The organism is Streptosporangium subroseum (assembly GCF_900188345.1).
Classification (GTDB): Bacteria; Actinomycetota; Actinomycetes; order Streptosporangiales; family Streptosporangiaceae; genus Streptosporangium; species Streptosporangium subroseum.
The window spans coordinates 44,891-60,514 of sequence record NZ_FZOD01000040.1 but is presented as its reverse complement, the minus strand read 5'-3'; the positions used below and the strand labels follow the sequence as shown (position 1 = coordinate 60,514).

Here is a 15,624-nt window from a genome sequence, read left to right as displayed (position 1 = left end):
CACGTCGGTGACGAGCGCCCGTCGCCGGAGCTGATCGACCGTGGCGTCACGGCGGCCGGTGCCCCGGCTCGGGGCCGTGGCGTTCGCCGGACGACGGGCTGCCCGTGGGTCGAACTCGTGACGGTCCGTCGAAGGGATCAATGTGGTGAAGCGTGTGCTGCTGCTGGCGACCGGTGACACCATCGCCCACTCGTACCGCCCCGGCCATCCGGGCGTCGCGTCCGGGACCGAGCTCCTGGCGACCATCGCCTCCGGCACGCTCCCCGCGGACGTGGTGGTGGAGGTGGAGGACGTGATGGCGGAGCCCAGCTGGGACATGTCACCCGCGACCATGCTGGGGCTGGCCCGCAGGGCCCGCTCGGCCATCCTTGAGCGGGGATTCGACGGTGTCGTGATCACCCACGGCACCGACACGCTGGAGGACTGTGCATTCCTCGTGGACCTTCTCGCGGGCCGGGCCGCGGAGCAGGGCACGATCGTGCTGACCGGTGCCATGCGATCCCTGGGCGAACTGTCCAGCGACGGCCCGCGGAACCTGGCCTCGTCCATCGTGGCCGCCGCCGATCGCGCGCTGCACGGTGCCGGCGCCGTCGTCTGCGTCAACGACGAGGTGCACGCGGCCCGCTGGGTCACCCTGGTCGACGCCGCGAGTGTGACGGGGTTCTCCTCGGCGCCCTTCCCCGTGCTGGGACACGTGATCGGCGGACGGGTCGAGACGCTGGCCGCGCCGCCGGCCCGGCCTCCCCTGGTCGCGGGGGAGCCCGAGTCGGACGTCGCGTTGATCAAGACCTATCCGGGGATGGACTCCGCGCTGCTCACCGCGGTCGTGGACGCCGGTGCCCGGGGCATCGTCCTGGAGGGCACCGGCCTGGGCAACGTACCGGTCGACCTCTTCGCGACGATCGGTGAGCTGTCGGAGTGGGGCATCCCGGTGGTCATCGCGTCCCGGAGCCGTACGCGCGGGACGCCGCTCGAAGACCTGCACCTCATCGCGGGCCTCGCCGGCAAGCTGGGGGCGATCGGAGCCCGGGGCCTGGCGCCCTCGAAGGCGCGCAGCGCGCTGATGGTCGCCCTCGGGACGGGTGGGGTGGAAGCCGTCCGCGACTGGTTCGGCAGGCTATGACGACGCCTGTCCCCGCCCGGCCACGGGGAGAGGCCGCAGGACCGTGTCGATCGCCGGGCGCTCATGGCGATCGTTGTCACGGTGCCGCTGGGGACCTCCGCATCCGCCGGGCCGGAACCAGGCGGACCGTGGAAGAAGTCATGCTCCGTAGGCCGTCATGCGGATCGCGGCGTCGAGTTCGGTGGGACGGCCCATCTCGGGGTTGGGAACGTCCGCTGAGGGCTGGGCGCTCGTCATCTGGTCAAAGGTGATCCGCTCGGGAAGCTGCTGCCACTTCTTGGGCTTTTCCTGGTCCATAGGCTGGTCCACAGATTCCACCTTTTCCTGACTCAAGGGTTCCGCAGCGTGTGTCCCACGGCCTTTCCCTTGGGGTATGTCCCGCTTTCTTCAGCGTACGTTCTTCGGGCTTGTCCTGTTGCTGGACATCTCACACCAAAGTCGCCGGCCGACGATCGGCGCACGCCCCCACCCGCCCGATGAGCCGGGAGACGGTCAGAGCATGAGGTCGTAGCAGGGGGTGAAGGTATTCAGGCCCGGCGTCGTAGCCCAGCCGGCGTCCGGGTCGTCCGGGGCGGGCTGGGAGGTCGTCATCTGGTCGAAGGTGACCCGCTCGGGAAGGCTCTGCCACTTCTTCGGCTCTACCTGCTCCATGGCGCCTCCCAGTGACCTTTTCTCCGGATTGCACTCCATCGCGCTGTCCGGAGACTTTTCTCCGTGATGTCCTCAGCGTTCGCGCGGGGGAAAATGTTCCTCCGGTGCTTCAGGCGGGAATCGAGATGCCCAGGCCACCGCGGGTCTGCGCGCCGTACCGCCCCTTCTCCTTGGCGATGTCGAGGGGCTTGACGCCGGCGCGCGCGTTGAGCACGTCGTCGGTGAGCAGGTCGGCCGGGACCAGCCAGGACACCTCGAACTCCAGGCCGTCGGGGTCCTTGGCGTACAGGGCCTTGGTGGTGGAGTGGTCCGAGGCGCCGACCAGGGCGTTCATCTCGCCGAGCTTGAGGGAGATCCGCTCCAGCTCGTCCAGGGTGTCGACCTCCCAGGCTAGGTGGTAGAGCCCGACGTTGGTGCGCCCCGCTCCGGAGGCACCGGCCTGGGCGCCGACCTCGAACAGGCCGAGATCGTGGTCGTTGTTGGAGCCGGAGGCCTGCAGGAACGCCGCGCCCTGAAAGCCCATGACGACCTTGAAACCGAGGGCCTCCCGGTAAAAGGCGACGCTGCGCTCGACGTCGCGCACGTACAGGACCGCGTGGTTGAGCCGCTGAACCGGCATGATTCCTCCTGGAAGCTTGAACTCTCAAGTAGATTACCTTCATTTTATTGAGAGTTCAAGTAAGATGGGGGCGTGACGCGATGGCTGGACGATGACGAGCAGCGCACCTGGCGTGCGTTCATGGCGACCTCGCAGCTGGTCAACGAGGAGCTGGACCGGCAGCTGCAGAGAGACTCCGGCATGCCGCACACCTACTACGTGGTGCTGATGAAGCTGTCGGAGGCGCCCGACCGCATGCTGCGGATGAGCGAGCTGGCGATGGAGCTCAACTCCTCGCAGAGCCGGCTCTCGCACGCGGTGGCGCGGCTGGAGGAGCGTGGCTGGGTGCAGCGCCGTCCGTGCGCGACGGACAGGCGTGTGAGCTGGGCTTTCCTGACCGATGAGGGGTTCGCGGTGCTCGCCGCGGCGGCACCGGGTCACACCGAGGCCGTACGGCAGAGCTTTTTCGACCGGCTCACCCCCGAGCAGGTCCGCCAACTCGCCGAGATCTGCGAGGCGGTGCTCGGGAAAGCGGACTCCTGAGCGACCGAGCGCCCCTGAGCGACTCTCCGCACGAGTCTCAGCGGGTCCCCCAAGCGGTTCCGAGCAAGTCTCGGCGGTCGCCGAACGAACGGGCCTCAGCCGTCTCCAGGCATCTTCGAATGAGTCTCGGCGGTCGCCGAACGAGAACGGGCCTCAGCCGTCTCCAAGCATCTCCGAACGAATATCAGCGGTCCCCAGGCGTCTCCGAACAGGCCCGGGCCGAGTTTCACGAGCACTTCCGGGAGGGGGTCCGGAGCTCCCTGCCGGTTTCCGGGTGGTTCCCCGAGCGGGCCTCCCCGAGACTGTCGGTCGCGGGTCGTAGCGTTGATCCGGTCGTTCGATGAAAACAGGGGGATGCGGGCATGACGGAGGCTTCTCTGATCCGGACGAACGTCGAGCACGAGGCGAACCGCGTGCTCTTCGGGATCGTCCACGAGGTCGCGATGGGATACGCCGGGGCGAGCGTGTTCGAGGTGGCGGCGGTGCTCCGCCGGAGGCTGGTCAGTGTGCCGGGCCTGGACGAGCAGGGGATCCGGCGGATCGCCGAGGAGATCAGCGTGGGCCGGGACCCGTCCGGCCTGTAACGACGTGGGTCCACGGGTCGGCGATGACCCGGTGGATGACCTGGCCGGCGGCGCCCAGGGTCGCGGCGTCGCCGCCGAGCCGGGAGACGGTCAGCTCGGGGACGGCGTGGCGCATCATGGCCAGCCGGGCGGTCATCGTCTCGTGGACCGGGTCGCGGATCCAGGGGAACAGCGGGGCGAAGATGCCGCCCAGCACGATCGTCCCCGGATCCGTCAGGTGGATCGCCGAGGTGAGGGCGATGCCGAGCGCCTGCCCGGCGCATGCGCACGCCTCCAGTGCGCGGGTCTCGCCCGCGTGAAGGCGCTCCAGCAGTTCGGGAATGCCCGCCGGCCCTCCCCCCAGGCCCGCGGCTCGCAGGAGGGCCTCCTGGCCCGCGTACTGCTCCAGGCAGCCCCGGCCGCCGCAGCGGCAGCTCGGGCCCTCGGGGGAGACGATCACGTGTCCCAGCTCTCCGGCGAGCCCGCGTGCGCCGCGGAACAGCGCGCCACCGACCACCAGACCGGCGCCGATTCCTATCTCCCCCGATACGTGGAGGAAGTCCCCAGGGCCGGAGCCGAACCAGAGCTCGCCGAGGGCGGCGAGATTGGCCTCGTTGTCCACAGCCGCGGGAAAGTTCAGCAACTCGCCGACGCGCACGTCGTGCCAGCCGAGGTTCGGGGCGCTGTGGAGGCGTCCTCCGTCCACAGGGCCGGGCACCGCGAGGGTGGATCCGGCGATGGAGAGACCCTCCGAGCGTGCTTCATCCACAGCCTTGTGGAATAGTTTCTGCAGGTGGGCCAGAGTTTCCACAGGCGAGGCCGTCCGGTTGTCCACAGCCTGTGTATATCGGAGCCGCACCGAGAGGGTGAGGTCGACGACGCACGCCGACAGGTAGTCGACGTTGATTTCCAGGCCGAGGGCCGCGACCCGCTCCCCGCTGAGGGTGACCGCCGTTCCCGGCCGTCCCCGCTCGCCGTCCCTGAGCGCGCCCGATTCGGTGACCATGCCCGCGTCGATCAGGTCGCCGACCATCTTCGACACCGTGGTCTTGGTCAGCCCGGTGATCTCCGCCAGGGCCGCGCGCGTGATCGGACCGCTCCTGCGAACCTCGCCGAGGACCACTCCGAGGTTGCGGGCGCGCATCGAATCGTGGCGTACGGCCTGCGTCATGAAACACCCACCCCTTGACGATCCCATCACCTCAATCCATATTAAGTCCATAAAGTGGATTAAATCGGAGGAACAACAGATGAGCGCCTACACCCCTAAGCCCGAAGATCGCTTCACCTTTGGGCTGTGGACCGTCGGATGGCAGGCCCGTGACCCCTTCGGAGACGCCTCGCGGGCGCCCCTGGACCCGGTGGAGAGTGTCCACAAGCTCTCCGAGCTCGGCGCGTACGGCGTCACCTTCCACGACGACGACCTGCTGGCCGTCGAGCCGGACCGGGACAAGGCGATCGCGAACTTCAAGAAGGCGCTGGCCGATACCGGGATGAAGGTCCCGATGGTCACCACCAACCTGTTCACCCACCCGATCTTCAAGGACGGCGCGTTCACCAGCAACGACCGCGAGGTCCGCCGCTACGCGCTGCGCAAGGTCATCCGCAACGTCGACCTGGCCGCCGAGCTCGGCGCGAAGACCTACGTCTGCTGGGGCGGCCGTGAGGGCTCCGAGTCCGGTGCCGCCAAGGACATCCGGGCCGCGCTCAGCCGTTACAAGGAGAGCATGGACCTGCTGACCTCCTACGTGATCGAGCAGGGCTACGACATCCGGTTCGCCATCGAGCCCAAGCCGAACGAGCCGCGCGGTGACATCCTGCTCCCGACCATCGGTCACGCGCTCGCCTTCATCAACGAGCTCGAGCACTCCGACCGCGTCGGCCTCAACCCCGAGACCGGCCACGAGCAGATGGCGGGTCTCAACTTCGCGCACGGCATCGCGCAGGCGCTCTGGCACGGCAAGCTCTTCCACATCGACCTGAACGGTCAGCACGGTCCCAAGTACGACCAGGACCTGATCTTCGGCCACGGCGACGTGAAGGACGCGTTCTTCGTGGTGGACCTGCTGGAGAACGGCGGCTACGACGGCCCCAGGCACTTCGACTACAAGCCGCTGCGCACCGAGGACGCCGAGGACGTCTGGGTCTCCGCCGCCGCCAACATGCGCACCTACCTGATCCTGAAGGAGAAGGTGAAGGCGTTCCGCGCGGACCCCGAGGTCGTCGAGGCACTCGCCGCGAGCAAGGTCGCAGAGCTGGCCGAGCCCACGCTGGCCCCCGGGGAGACGCTCGCGGACCTGAACCGCGACGAGTTCGACCTCGACAAGGTCGCCGAGCGCGGCTTCCACTTCACCCGCCTGAACCAGCTCGCCGTCGAGCACCTCCTCGGGGTCCGCGGATGACCCTCGTGGCCGGGGTCGACTCGTCGACCCAGAGCTGCAAGGTGGTGATCAGGGACGCCGAGACGGGCGCCCTGGTGAGGCAGGGGCGCGCGGCGCACCCGGACGGCACCGAGGTCGATCCCGAGGCCTGGTGGACGGCGCTCCAGGAGGCGATCGCGCAGGCGGGCGGCCTGGACGACGTCGCGGCCATGAGCGTCGGCGCCCAGCAGCACGGCATGGTCTGCCTGGACGAGTCCGGGGCCGTCGTCAGGGACGCGCTGCTCTGGAACGACACCCGCTCTGCCGGGGCAGCCCGCGACCTGGTCGACGAGCTGGGCGGTCCGGTCAAGTGGGCCGAGGCGGTCGGCAGCGTGCCGGTCGCGTCGTTCACCGTGACCAAGCTCCGCTGGCTGGCGGAGCACGAGCCCGACTCCGCCCGCCGTACGGCGAGGGTGTGCCTGCCGCACGACTGGCTCACCTGGAGGCTGGGCGGGGAGTTCGTCACCGACAGGGGCGACGCGTCCGGGACCGGATACTGGTCGCCCGCGACCGGGGCCTACCGGACCGACCTCCTCCAGGCGGCCTTCGGCGCGGTCCCCGGACTGCCCCGCGTCCTGGGCCCCCACGACGCGGCGGGGGAACTCCGCTCCGGTCAGGGGTCGGTACGGCTCGCGCCGGGAACCGGGGACAACATGGCGGCGGCCCTCGGGGTCGGCGCCGAACCCGGGGACGTGGTGGTGTCGATCGGGACCTCGGGGACGGCGTTCGCGGTCGCGGAGAGCCCGAGCGCCGATCCGAGCGGTGCCGTGGCCGGGTTCGCCGACGCCACGGGGCGCTTCCTGCCGCTGGTGGCCACGCTCAACGCGGCCAGGGTGCTCGGAGCCACCGCCGGGATGCTCGGGGTCGGCCTCGACCGGTTCGACGAGCTGGCACTGGAGGCTCCCGCCGGATCCGGGGGGCTCGTCTACGTGCCCTACCTGGAGGGCGAGCGGACTCCGAACCTCCCCGACGCGACCGGGTCGCTGCACGGGCTGACCCTGAAGACCTCGACCCCCGCGCACCTGGCGAGGGCCGCGGTGGAGGGCCTGCTCTGCCATCTGGCCGACGCGTTCGACGCGCTCGGGCTCGACCCGGCCAGGGTGCTGCTCATCGGGGGCGGGGCCAGGTCGGAGGCCGTACGGCGGATCGCACCCGCGGTTTTCGGGCGGCCCGTGGTCGTCCCGGAACCGGGGGAGTACGTCGCGGACGGGGCGGCCCGCCAGGCCGCCTGGCTCCTTCGCGGCGGCGACGAGCCCCCGGTCTGGGAGGCGGGTGGCACGGAGCACTTCGAGGCCGACGCCACACCGGAGGTCAGGTCCCGTTACGCCGAGGCCTGCGACAGCCGTTGAGACGGATGCCGAAGTAGATGGTGAAGCGGACGTTGAGACGGATGCCGAAGCAGATGGTGAAGCGGACACCGGGGGATACAGCCGCCGGTTGAGGGACACGGGGCCGCCCGAGGACGCGAGCCACTCCCCCGAAGGGCGTGGCCGTGTCTCAGGGACGGCTCAGGGTTGGATCAGGGGTGCCGCCGGATGCCCGCAAGGGTGTCCGGCGGACACTCTTGGACCATGCTGAAGATTTACCCCCTGATCGCCTGCGCCGGAATCGCGACGGCCGCGGTGGCCACGACGGCCATCGGTCTGATCGACCCGGTTCCGTATCCGGACCCGCTCAATCTGACGATCAGCGAGTACGCCGCGCTGAGCGGCGGGGGAGTCACCCAGTTCGCGATGGCGTCCCTGGGGATCGCGTCCTTCGCGCTGGTCGCGGGACTTCGGGCGGTCAAGGCGCCGGTGGGGGTGGCGGCGGAGCGGCTGATGCTGGTGTGGAGCGCGGCGCTGCTCGTCCTCGCGATCGTGCCCGCCGTGACCTCCGGGCCGTTCGCGGATCTGAGCGCTCAGCTGCACCGCTACGTGTCCATCGCCGCGTTTGTCGCCATGCCCGCGGCGGGCGCGCTGATGGTGGCGCGGTTCAGCGAGGACGAGCGGTGGCGGGCGGTGGCCAGGCCGGTGGAGTGGCTGGCGCTGGCCGGCGGGTTCGGTCTGCTGGCGATCACCTACGTGGCGCTTCCGGGGGACGGGGTGCTGATCGGTCTGGTCGAGCGGGTTCTGCTCGGAACCGAGATCGCGTTGGTCGGCGTGCTGGCCGTACGGCTGGCGCGGCTGACCTGGGTGCGCAGCGCCGCCCGCGCCTCACGCGCCGCTCTGGGCTGAGCCGTACGCGCGGTGCCGCCCGCACCTCACACGCGCTCTGGGTTAAGCCTCACGCGCGGTGCTACCCACCCCTCACACGCGCTCTGGGTTAAGCCTCACACGCGATGCCGCCTGCACCTCACGCGCCGCTCTGGGCTGATAAATCACTTCTCATTGCCATTTCCCCTCATGTCACAAATAGGCTACAAATGGGTCGAGCGTTCGGTGCTATCCTCGTCGGCGATCTGGAGATCGCCCGGGGACCCCCCTCCCGGCGCTCCGAGACCGAACCGTTGAGGTGACATGGCATCGAGAAAGTCCATCCGGTTCAAGGTCTCGGTGCTGCTGGCCATCCCCCTGACCTCGCTGGTCGCGCTCTGGGGCTTCGCGGCGACGGTGACCGTCGGCGACTCCATGAAGCTGCTGACCATCGGCACGCTGTACGACTCCGTCGGCAAGCCCGGCGGTGACCTGAGCAGGTCCGTCCAGCGCGAGCACCTCCTGTCGGCCGAATATCTGGCCAGCCGCTCGGACGCCGACCGCGACACCCTCGCCGGGCAGCGCACGGTCACCGACCAGGCCCGTGCCCGTTTCCAGCAGGAGGCGGGCGGCGCCTCCGCGCAGTCGGCCATGACCGCGGAGATGAAGCGCCGCTTCGGCGAGCTGGTGAACCAGGTGAACGGGCTCGACGAGATCCGCTCCAAGGTGGACAACGGCCGGATCGGACTCACCGGACTCTCCGCGGAGTTCGCCCTGGTGCCCGACGCGATGAACCTGCTCGTCAACAGCATGAGCCTGAACAACGACCTGACGCTCTACCACCAGTCGCGCACCGTCACGATGATCAGCCAGGCCAAGGACCTCCTCAACCGCGAGCGGGCGCTCGCCGCCGGGGCGCTGGCACTCAAAAAGCCGCTGCCGTCGGAGGAGATGCGCCTGTTCACCCAGCTCGCCACGAACCGGTCCTTCCTCATGGACCAGGCGCTGCCCGAGCTGGAGGCGGACCTGCGCGTTCCCTTCGCCGAGCTGACGGCCTCGGCGCTGTACGCCCGGTTCGCCGGCCTGGAGAACCGCCTGCTGTCCGGCGGCGTCGTATCGGCCACCGACTGGCGGAGCACCGGCGACGAGCTGGAGGCCTCCTACGAGAGGTCCCTGACGTCGACGGACCAGGCGCTCACCGGCCGGGCGGCCCCCACGGTCACCGGAGTCTTCGTCAGGGCCGGGGTCGCCGGCGCCCTCGGGCTCGTCGCGGTCATCGCGTCGCTGATGGTCTCCTACCGGGTGGGCAGCGGGCTCACCCGGGAGCTCGCCGGTCTGCGGCGGTCCGCCATCGATCTCGCGGAGGTACGGCTGCCGCGGGTCATGGAGAAGCTGCGCAGGGGCGAGAAAGTGGACGTGGAGGCCGAGGCGCCCCCGCTGGAGCCGCTGGGCAGCACGGCCGAGGTTCTCGACGTCGCCGCCGCCTTCGACAGCGTCCAGCACCGCGCCGTGGACGCCGCCGTGGAGCAGGCCAGGCTACGCGAGGGCGTCGGCCAGGCCTTTCGCAACCTCGCCCGGCGGAGCCAGTCCCTGCTGCAGCGCCAGCTCAAGCTGCTCGACGGAATGCAGAAGCAGGCGGAGAACCCCGAGGCGCTGGAGAACCTGTTCCGGCTCGACCACCTCACCACCCGCATGCGCCGCCACGCCGAGGGCCTGGTGATCCTGTCCGGTGGAGCCGCGGGACGCAGGTGGCGCTCCTCGGTGCCGATGGAGGACGTGCTGCGCGGCGCCGCCGCCCAGGTCGAGAACTACGCCCGGGTGCGGATCTACTCGATGGACGGAATCACCCTGGTCGGCAACGCGGTGGCGGACATGATGCACCTGTTCGCCGAGATCATCGAGAACGCCACGGTCTTCTCCCCGCCCGGGAGCCAGGTGTCGGTCCAGGGCGAGCTCGTGGGCCGGGGCTTCGCGATCGAGATCGAGGACAGGGGACTGGGTCTGTCCCCGGAGAAACTCGCCGCGATCAACGAGCGCCTGGCCAGTCCACCGGAGTTCGACCCGGCCGAGACCGACCGCCTGGGCTTCGCGGTGGTCGGGCTGCTGGCCGCGCGGTACGGGGCCGACGTGAAGCTTCGGGCCTCGCCGTACGGCGGGACCGGGGTGGTCGTCCTGATCCCGGAGGAGCTCCTGGGAGAGCCGGAGCCGATGGAGCCCGAGCCGGTGCTGTCGCTGCTGTCCGAGCGCACGGCGCCCGGGGAATCCGCGGAGACGATCTCCGCGGACCTGTGGAGGCCGATGCGGCGCGGAAACGGCGGGCTGCCCCGCCGGGTACGCCAGGCGAACATGTCGGCGCGGCTGGGGCAGGAGCCCCGGTCGGCGATGCCCGAGATCGAGGCCAAGGAACGATCACCTGAGGAGGCCAGGGCGGTGCTGAGCTCGCTCCAGTCGGGATGGCGGCGCGGACGCGCCGAGGACGACGAGACCGAAGGCGAGAAGCGGTGAGCCGGGACCGTGGGCGGGACCGCAGGCAGAGACACAGCCGGGAACACAGCCGGAAACGCCTCGCGGGACCGGCTTCACGGAGCCGGCGAGGGCAGGAAACGAACGAGATCATCAGAGGGGAAGGGGTTTAACCACGTGCCCGGTGAGCTGTATTGGCTTCTGGATGACTTCGTCACGAGTGTGGCGGACGTCTCGCATGCGCTGATCCTGTCCAACGACGGGCTGATGATGGCCTCGTCCCGAGGGCTGAGCAAGGAGGACGCCGATCACCTCTCGGCGGTGGCCTCCGGATTCCAGAGCCTCGCCAAGGGGACCAGCCTGCAGTTCGGCGGAGGGGCCGTACGCCAGACGATGGTGGAGATGGACTCCGCGTTCCTCTTCGTCACCTCGGCGGGCCAGGGAAGCTGTCTGTCGGTCATGACCACCGGCGCCGCGGACGTGGGCCTGATCGCCTACGAGATGGCACGTCTGGTCACCCGCGTCGGTCAGCACCTGGCCACCGGTCCTCGGATGGCAGGCCAATGAAAGACGACGTCGAGTGGATCGATGATGAGGCGGGACCCGTCGTCCGCCCCTACGCGCTGACCGGTGGACGGACGAAGGCGTCGTCCACCGCGTTCGATCTGCTGTCGATGGCGGTGGCGACGGGGTCGGCGATCCCCTCGAACTCGCGGCTGGGCTCCGAGCACCGGCGGCTGCTGAGACTGGTGAGACGGGCACGGCCGGTGGTGGAGATCGCCTCCGAGGCCGGCCTGCCGCTGGGAGTGATCAAGGTGTTGCTGGGAGATCTGCTGGATCAGGGTCTCATCCTGGTGCGGTCGCCGCTTCCGACGGCCGGGGTGCCCCCTGAGAGCCTTCTCAGAGAAGTGATCCGCGGCCTCCGGGCACTGTGACCACGACTCGTGACCGCTGCCCTTCAAGGGCGTCTGAGCGCTTCCGCGGGACAGGAAGCGCTCAGACGGCCTGGCCGCGTGTCTGCGACGAGGACCTGGCCGTGCGTCTGGGGAGCATGGTCATGCGTCCGGGAGGCGTGCCCGTGCGTCCGGGAAGAGAGCATGGCAGACCGGTAGTCTCGCGACGAAGGGTCGCGGGCTACCGATCCGCTCAGCTCTGGCTGGCCGTCAGCACCTTCAGGGAGTGCTCCACGAGCGCCACCAGCACGGTCTTGGCCGAGACGCGGCGCCGTACGTCACACAGCAGCACCGGCACGTCCGCGTCCAGATCCAGGGCGATCCGCACGTCGTCGGCTTCGTGCCGATCGGCACCGTCGAAGCAGTTGACCGCGACGATGAACGGCGTGCCGCGCTGTTCGAAGTAGTCGATGGAGGGGAAACAGTCGGTCAGTCGACGGGTGTCGGCCAGCACGACCGCGCCCAGCGCACCGTAGGACAGCTCGTCCCACATGAACCAGAATCGTTCCTGTCCCGGGGTGCCGAACAGGTAGACGACCAGGCCTTCCCTGATCGTGATGCGACCGAAGTCCATGGCGACCGTGGTGGTGGTCTTGCCTTCCACACCGTCGACGTCGTCGATGCCGATGCCGCGGTCGGAGAGCACCTCCTCCGTGCGGAGCGGCCGGATCTCACTGATGGCGCCGACGAGCGTGGTTTTGCCCACCCCAAAGCCGCCCGCGATGAGAATCTTGAGCGCGACGGGTTCGTCAGAGGGCCCGAAGTCCATTGATCACTTCCTTGAGAATGCGCTCGCTCGCAGAGGCGCGCCCGATCGAGATGAGCTTGTGGTCCTGCAGATCGCCCAGAAGGACGCGGACCACGCCGAGCGGCAGGTTGAGGTCCGAGGCGACGTCGGCGACCGAGGTCGCGGTGGTGACCATGGCGAGGATGCGTTCCTGCTCCGGTCCGGGCACGAACCCATCGGACGAGATGGCGCCGGTCGAGGTGACCATCGCGATCAGGTCCAGCGTGTCACCGGATGACCGGGTGCGGCCTCCGATGAGGGCATAGGGGCGAACGACCGGTCCGGCTTCCTCGTCCATCCACTGGGTCATCCGGTCCTCCCGCCCGTGGCTCGGGGATCGAACGGCCGATGGAGGCCGCGGTGGCCGGCGCTCTCATTCACGAGAGACCTTGGCGCGGATGGGTGGAGATGTGCTGGCCGACGCGTTTGACCAGCATCGCCATCTCGTAGGCGATGTGGCCGACGTCGGCGTCGGAACTGCTCAGCACCGCCAGACAGGTTCCTCGCCCCGCGGCGGTGACGAAGAGGAACGCCGATTCCATCTCCACGATGGTCTGGCGCACCTCGCCGCCGCCGAAGTGGCGCCCGGCTCCGCGCGCCAGGCTCTGGAACCCGGCGGCAACCGCGGACAGGTGTTCGGCGTCCTCGCGGCTGAGACCTTTGGAGAAGCCGACAGCGAGCCCGTCGGTGGACAGGATCACTGCCTGGCGCACCGCGCCCACTCTGCTGGTCAGGTCGTCGAGGAGCCAGTTCAGCTCGCCGGTGTTAGTCAGCTTTCCGGTCATTCGTCCCCCTTGTCGCCTGTCGTCATGTGGTGTGCGAAGTCATTTTCCTGCTCCTCGCGCCCTCGCTGTGATCCTGCCTGGAAGGCGGAGAACAGCGCGCGAACCTTCTCCGGCGAGCGCTCCTCGACGGGCTCGGGCTCCGGTACGGCGGGCGGCTCGGACTCCTGGCGGAGCTGTGGAGCCAGGTTCGCCTGCCGTACCCGGCGGGGCAGGCTGCCCGGTCCGGTGGTGGTGTGGAAGGACGCCTGGCGCGCCGTCTCACGGACCGGCTCGGGATCCGGCTCGCGGTGCGTTCCGTGAGCCGGCTCGGGATCCGGTGCGCGGTAGGTCTCACCGGCCGTCTCGGGAGCCGGTTCGCGGTGTGCCTCACCGCCCGCCTCCTGGCGTGCCTCGCCGTCCGGCGCGGAGTTCACCCCGACGGCGAACGGGCGGTCGGCGGGCAGGTCGGACACCACGCTGAGAGCAGGGCCCGCGGCGGGCTGAGCGGCGGAGACCGTCCTCGTCCTGCGGGGCAGGCCCTTGCCGGAGGGGCCGGGCTCCAGGGCGCCCGGAGGCGTGGATTCGAAGAGCTGTCCCGGCCGGTCGGCGTCGTGTTCGGCGGAGAAGGGCACCCGCTCGGCGGTGAGGGCCAGCGGCGAGGGACGCTCGGTGAGCACCGCGCGGGGGATGAGGACGATGGCCGTGGTGCCGCCGAACGGCGAGCCGCGCAGGATGACCTGGACACCGTGCCGGGAGGCGAGCTGGCCCACCACGAACAGGCCGAGGCGGGCGCTGTCGGCCAGGTCGAACTCCGGCGGGCTGGCCAGCCGCTCGTTGATCGCCGCGTACTCCATGCCGGTCAGGCCCAGGCCGCGGTCCTCGACCTCGACGGCGAACCCGTTGGCCACCACGTCGCCGCGTACGGTCACCGTGGTCTGCGGCGGCGAGTAGATCGTGGCGTTCTCGATGAGCTCGGCCACCAGGTGGGTGATGTCGGCGACGGCGGCCCCGTCGAGCGAGAGCTCGGGCAGCGGCAGCACGTTGACCCGGGTGTAGTCCTCGACCTCGGCGATCGCGGCCCGCAGGATGTCGATCACCGGCACCGGCCTGCGCCAGGATCGGCCGGGCGCCGCGCCGGACAGGATGATCAGGCCCTCCGCGTGCCGCCGCATGCGGGTGGTCAGGTGGTCCAGCCGGAACAGGTCTTCAAGACTGTCGGGGTCGGCCGCCCTGCGCTGCATGCTGTCCAGCAGGGTGAGCTGGCGCTGGAGCAGGCTCTGGTTGCGCCGGGCCAGGTTCACGAAGACCTGGCTGACGCCGCGCCGCAGGTTCGCCTGGCCGACGGCGGCCTCGACGGCGGTGCGCTGCACCGAGCCGAACGCCTGGGCCACGTCGTGGACCTCGGGCGAGCTGTTCGAGCCGCCGGTCTCGATCGGCGGCGCCTCGGCCCGCACGTCGACCTCCTCGCCGCGCCGGAGCCGCTCCACGACGTGCGGGAGCCGTACGTCCGCCAGGTCCAGCGCGGCCGATCGGAGCCCCGCCAGCTCGTTAGCCAGCCGGCGGCCGAAGCGGATCGAGAGGATGATCGAGGCGACCACCGCGATCAGGCCGACGCCGCCGGCGATGACGATCCGGATCATGATGCCGGTGGCCACCGACTGGGCTCGGTCGGCCAGCGCCTTGGAGGAGGCGAGGCCGATCTGGTCCAGCCAGGACGAGACCCCGTCCGAGGTCGCCTTCCAGTCCGCCGCCTCGGGAGACAGCCGGTTGCCGGTGCCCGAGACGATGGCCTTCTCCAGGGTGGTGAACTTCTCGAAGGCCGTGGAGTTGAAGGTGTCGCGGTACGGCTTGCTCAGCGTGGAGTCCAGGGAGGACAGGCCGTGCGCGTACAGGTAGCGCCGGTTGGCGACGTACTCGCCGAAGGCGTTGCGCTCCTCGTCCGACAGCCGGTAGTCGACCAGCGCTCCGCTGATCAGCGCGTTCTCCCTGGCGATCATCTCGCGGCCGCTGCCCATCGACTGCATGGCCGTGGCCTGCTGGAAGATCGAATGGTCGGGGACCGCGGCCATCTGGTCGTACAGGATGAAGACCGAGTCCAGGATCTGGTTGTAGTTCGACAGCACGCTCAGCCGTGAGTGCTGGCCGTCGTCGATGCCGTCGCGGATGCCCTTGAGCCGGTCGAGCTGGCGGATCAGCCCGTCCAGCGACGCGTGGAGTTCGGGGGTGCCGGAGGTGAACCCGGCCTCGGCCTTCTTGAACGCGTCGGCGGCCTGATCGGTGCGGGCGCGCTGCCCGTCGACCTCGCTGGTGCGCACCCGGGTGCTGATCACGACCGAGGATTGCATCCGCTCGGCCTGAAGTTGAAGTCCCAGCTCAGTGGAGGTGAGGCCGACCCCTTGGTAAAGGGTGTTCGCTCGCAGCAGTGCCGCCCCGTCGCCGACCGTCAGGTTGAGGACGAAGCCCCACAGGGCGCTCAGCGACAACAGAGGTAAGAGCAGCAACAGGAAGATCTTAAACCGAATCGACCGGTTTCCAGAGCCCATGTCCACTCGTCCCAACCTCTGAGCGTGTGGAGGCTTGCGCCG

General features: G+C 69.7%; 17 protein-coding genes. 9 read left to right on the top strand and 8 right to left on the bottom strand.

Annotation, left to right across the window (positions count from 1 at the left end; all coding sequences use genetic code 11):
• The first annotated feature begins 145 nt into the window (after positions 1-145).
• Entirely contained in the window at positions 146-1,123 is a 978-nt protein-coding gene (locus tag CHC08_RS31040) for an asparaginase (protein ID WP_245878666.1), read from the top strand.
• A 138-nt stretch (positions 1,124-1,261) separates the two neighbouring features.
• Here CHC08_RS31040 and CHC08_RS49870 read toward each other — a convergent pair whose 3' ends face one another.
• The 3 genes from CHC08_RS49870 to CHC08_RS31035 form a co-directional block, all read right to left on the bottom strand.
• Entirely contained in the window at positions 1,262-1,432 is a 171-nt protein-coding gene (locus CHC08_RS49870; RefSeq protein ID WP_179282311.1) for a hypothetical protein, read from the bottom strand.
• A 183-nt stretch (positions 1,433-1,615) separates the two neighbouring features.
• On the bottom strand, positions 1,616-1,774 hold the full coding sequence (locus CHC08_RS49865; protein ID WP_179282310.1) for a hypothetical protein: 159 nt from the start codon (positions 1,772-1,774) through the stop codon (positions 1,616-1,618).
• A 109-nt stretch (positions 1,775-1,883) separates the two neighbouring features.
• Complete coding sequence (locus CHC08_RS31035) at positions 1,884-2,393, bottom strand: VOC family protein (protein ID WP_089210930.1); 510 nt, start codon at positions 2,391-2,393, stop codon at positions 1,884-1,886.
• A gap of 72 nt (positions 2,394-2,465) precedes the next feature.
• On the opposite strand from CHC08_RS31035, the gene CHC08_RS31030 reads away from it, so the two are divergent.
• Together CHC08_RS31030 and CHC08_RS31025 are read left to right on the top strand one after the other, a co-directional pair.
• Positions 2,466-2,915, top strand: a complete 450-nt coding sequence (locus CHC08_RS31030) for a MarR family winged helix-turn-helix transcriptional regulator (protein WP_218825573.1) — start codon at positions 2,466-2,468, stop codon at positions 2,913-2,915.
• 362 nt (positions 2,916-3,277) lie between these two features.
• The gene (locus tag CHC08_RS31025) at positions 3,278-3,499 is read left to right on the top strand and encodes a hypothetical protein (protein ID WP_089210929.1); all 222 of its coding nucleotides are present in this window, start codon (positions 3,278-3,280) and stop codon (positions 3,497-3,499) included.
• On the opposite strand, the gene CHC08_RS31020 is transcribed toward CHC08_RS31025, so the two are convergent.
• Positions 3,468-4,649, bottom strand: a complete 1,182-nt coding sequence (locus CHC08_RS31020; protein WP_089210928.1) for an ROK family transcriptional regulator — start codon at positions 4,647-4,649, stop codon at positions 3,468-3,470. The genes CHC08_RS31025 and CHC08_RS31020 overlap by 32 nt on opposite strands.
• 79 nt (positions 4,650-4,728) lie before the next feature.
• On the opposite strand from CHC08_RS31020, the gene xylA reads away from it, so the two are divergent.
• From xylA to CHC08_RS30990, 6 genes are all read left to right on the top strand, one after another.
• Complete coding sequence (gene xylA, locus CHC08_RS31015) at positions 4,729-5,880, top strand: xylose isomerase (protein WP_089210927.1); 1,152 nt, start codon at positions 4,729-4,731, stop codon at positions 5,878-5,880.
• Positions 5,877-7,247, top strand: a complete 1,371-nt coding sequence (gene xylB / locus CHC08_RS31010; RefSeq protein WP_089210926.1) for a xylulokinase — start codon at positions 5,877-5,879, stop codon at positions 7,245-7,247. The genes xylA and xylB overlap by 4 nt, the downstream gene beginning before the upstream one ends.
• 222 nt (positions 7,248-7,469) lie before the next feature.
• Complete coding sequence (locus CHC08_RS31005) at positions 7,470-8,114, top strand: DUF998 domain-containing protein (protein ID WP_089210925.1); 645 nt, start codon at positions 7,470-7,472, stop codon at positions 8,112-8,114.
• Between the two features lie 282 nt (positions 8,115-8,396).
• Positions 8,397-10,577 (top strand): sensor histidine kinase, encoded by a 2,181-nt coding sequence (locus CHC08_RS31000; protein WP_089210924.1) that lies wholly within the window; start codon positions 8,397-8,399, stop codon positions 10,575-10,577.
• 135 nt (positions 10,578-10,712) lie between these two features.
• Complete coding sequence (locus CHC08_RS30995; RefSeq protein ID WP_089210923.1) at positions 10,713-11,102, top strand: roadblock/LC7 domain-containing protein; 390 nt, start codon at positions 10,713-10,715, stop codon at positions 11,100-11,102.
• The gene (locus CHC08_RS30990) at positions 11,099-11,470 is read left to right on the top strand and encodes a DUF742 domain-containing protein (protein ID WP_089210922.1); all 372 of its coding nucleotides are present in this window, start codon (positions 11,099-11,101) and stop codon (positions 11,468-11,470) included. The genes CHC08_RS30995 and CHC08_RS30990 overlap by 4 nt, the downstream gene beginning before the upstream one ends.
• Positions 11,471-11,681: 211 nt before the next feature.
• Here CHC08_RS30990 and CHC08_RS30985 read toward each other — a convergent pair whose 3' ends face one another.
• The 4 genes from CHC08_RS30985 to CHC08_RS30970 all read right to left on the bottom strand — a co-directional run bounded on the left by CHC08_RS30985 (position 11,682) and on the right by CHC08_RS30970 (position 15,540).
• Complete coding sequence (locus CHC08_RS30985) at positions 11,682-12,257, bottom strand: GTP-binding protein (protein ID WP_089210921.1); 576 nt, start codon at positions 12,255-12,257, stop codon at positions 11,682-11,684.
• The gene (locus CHC08_RS30980; RefSeq protein ID WP_089210920.1) at positions 12,238-12,585 is read right to left on the bottom strand and encodes a DUF742 domain-containing protein; all 348 of its coding nucleotides are present in this window, start codon (positions 12,583-12,585) and stop codon (positions 12,238-12,240) included. Before CHC08_RS30980 ends, CHC08_RS30985 begins: the two co-directional genes overlap by 20 nt.
• A gap of 67 nt (positions 12,586-12,652) precedes the next feature.
• On the bottom strand, positions 12,653-13,060 hold the full coding sequence (locus CHC08_RS30975) for a roadblock/LC7 domain-containing protein (RefSeq protein WP_089210919.1): 408 nt from the start codon (positions 13,058-13,060) through the stop codon (positions 12,653-12,655).
• Positions 13,057-15,540, bottom strand: coding sequence for a nitrate- and nitrite sensing domain-containing protein (locus CHC08_RS30970; protein ID WP_179282309.1), 2,484 nt, complete (start codon positions 15,538-15,540; stop codon positions 13,057-13,059). Before CHC08_RS30970 ends, CHC08_RS30975 begins: the two co-directional genes overlap by 4 nt.
• Positions 15,541-15,624 lie beyond the last annotated feature (84 nt).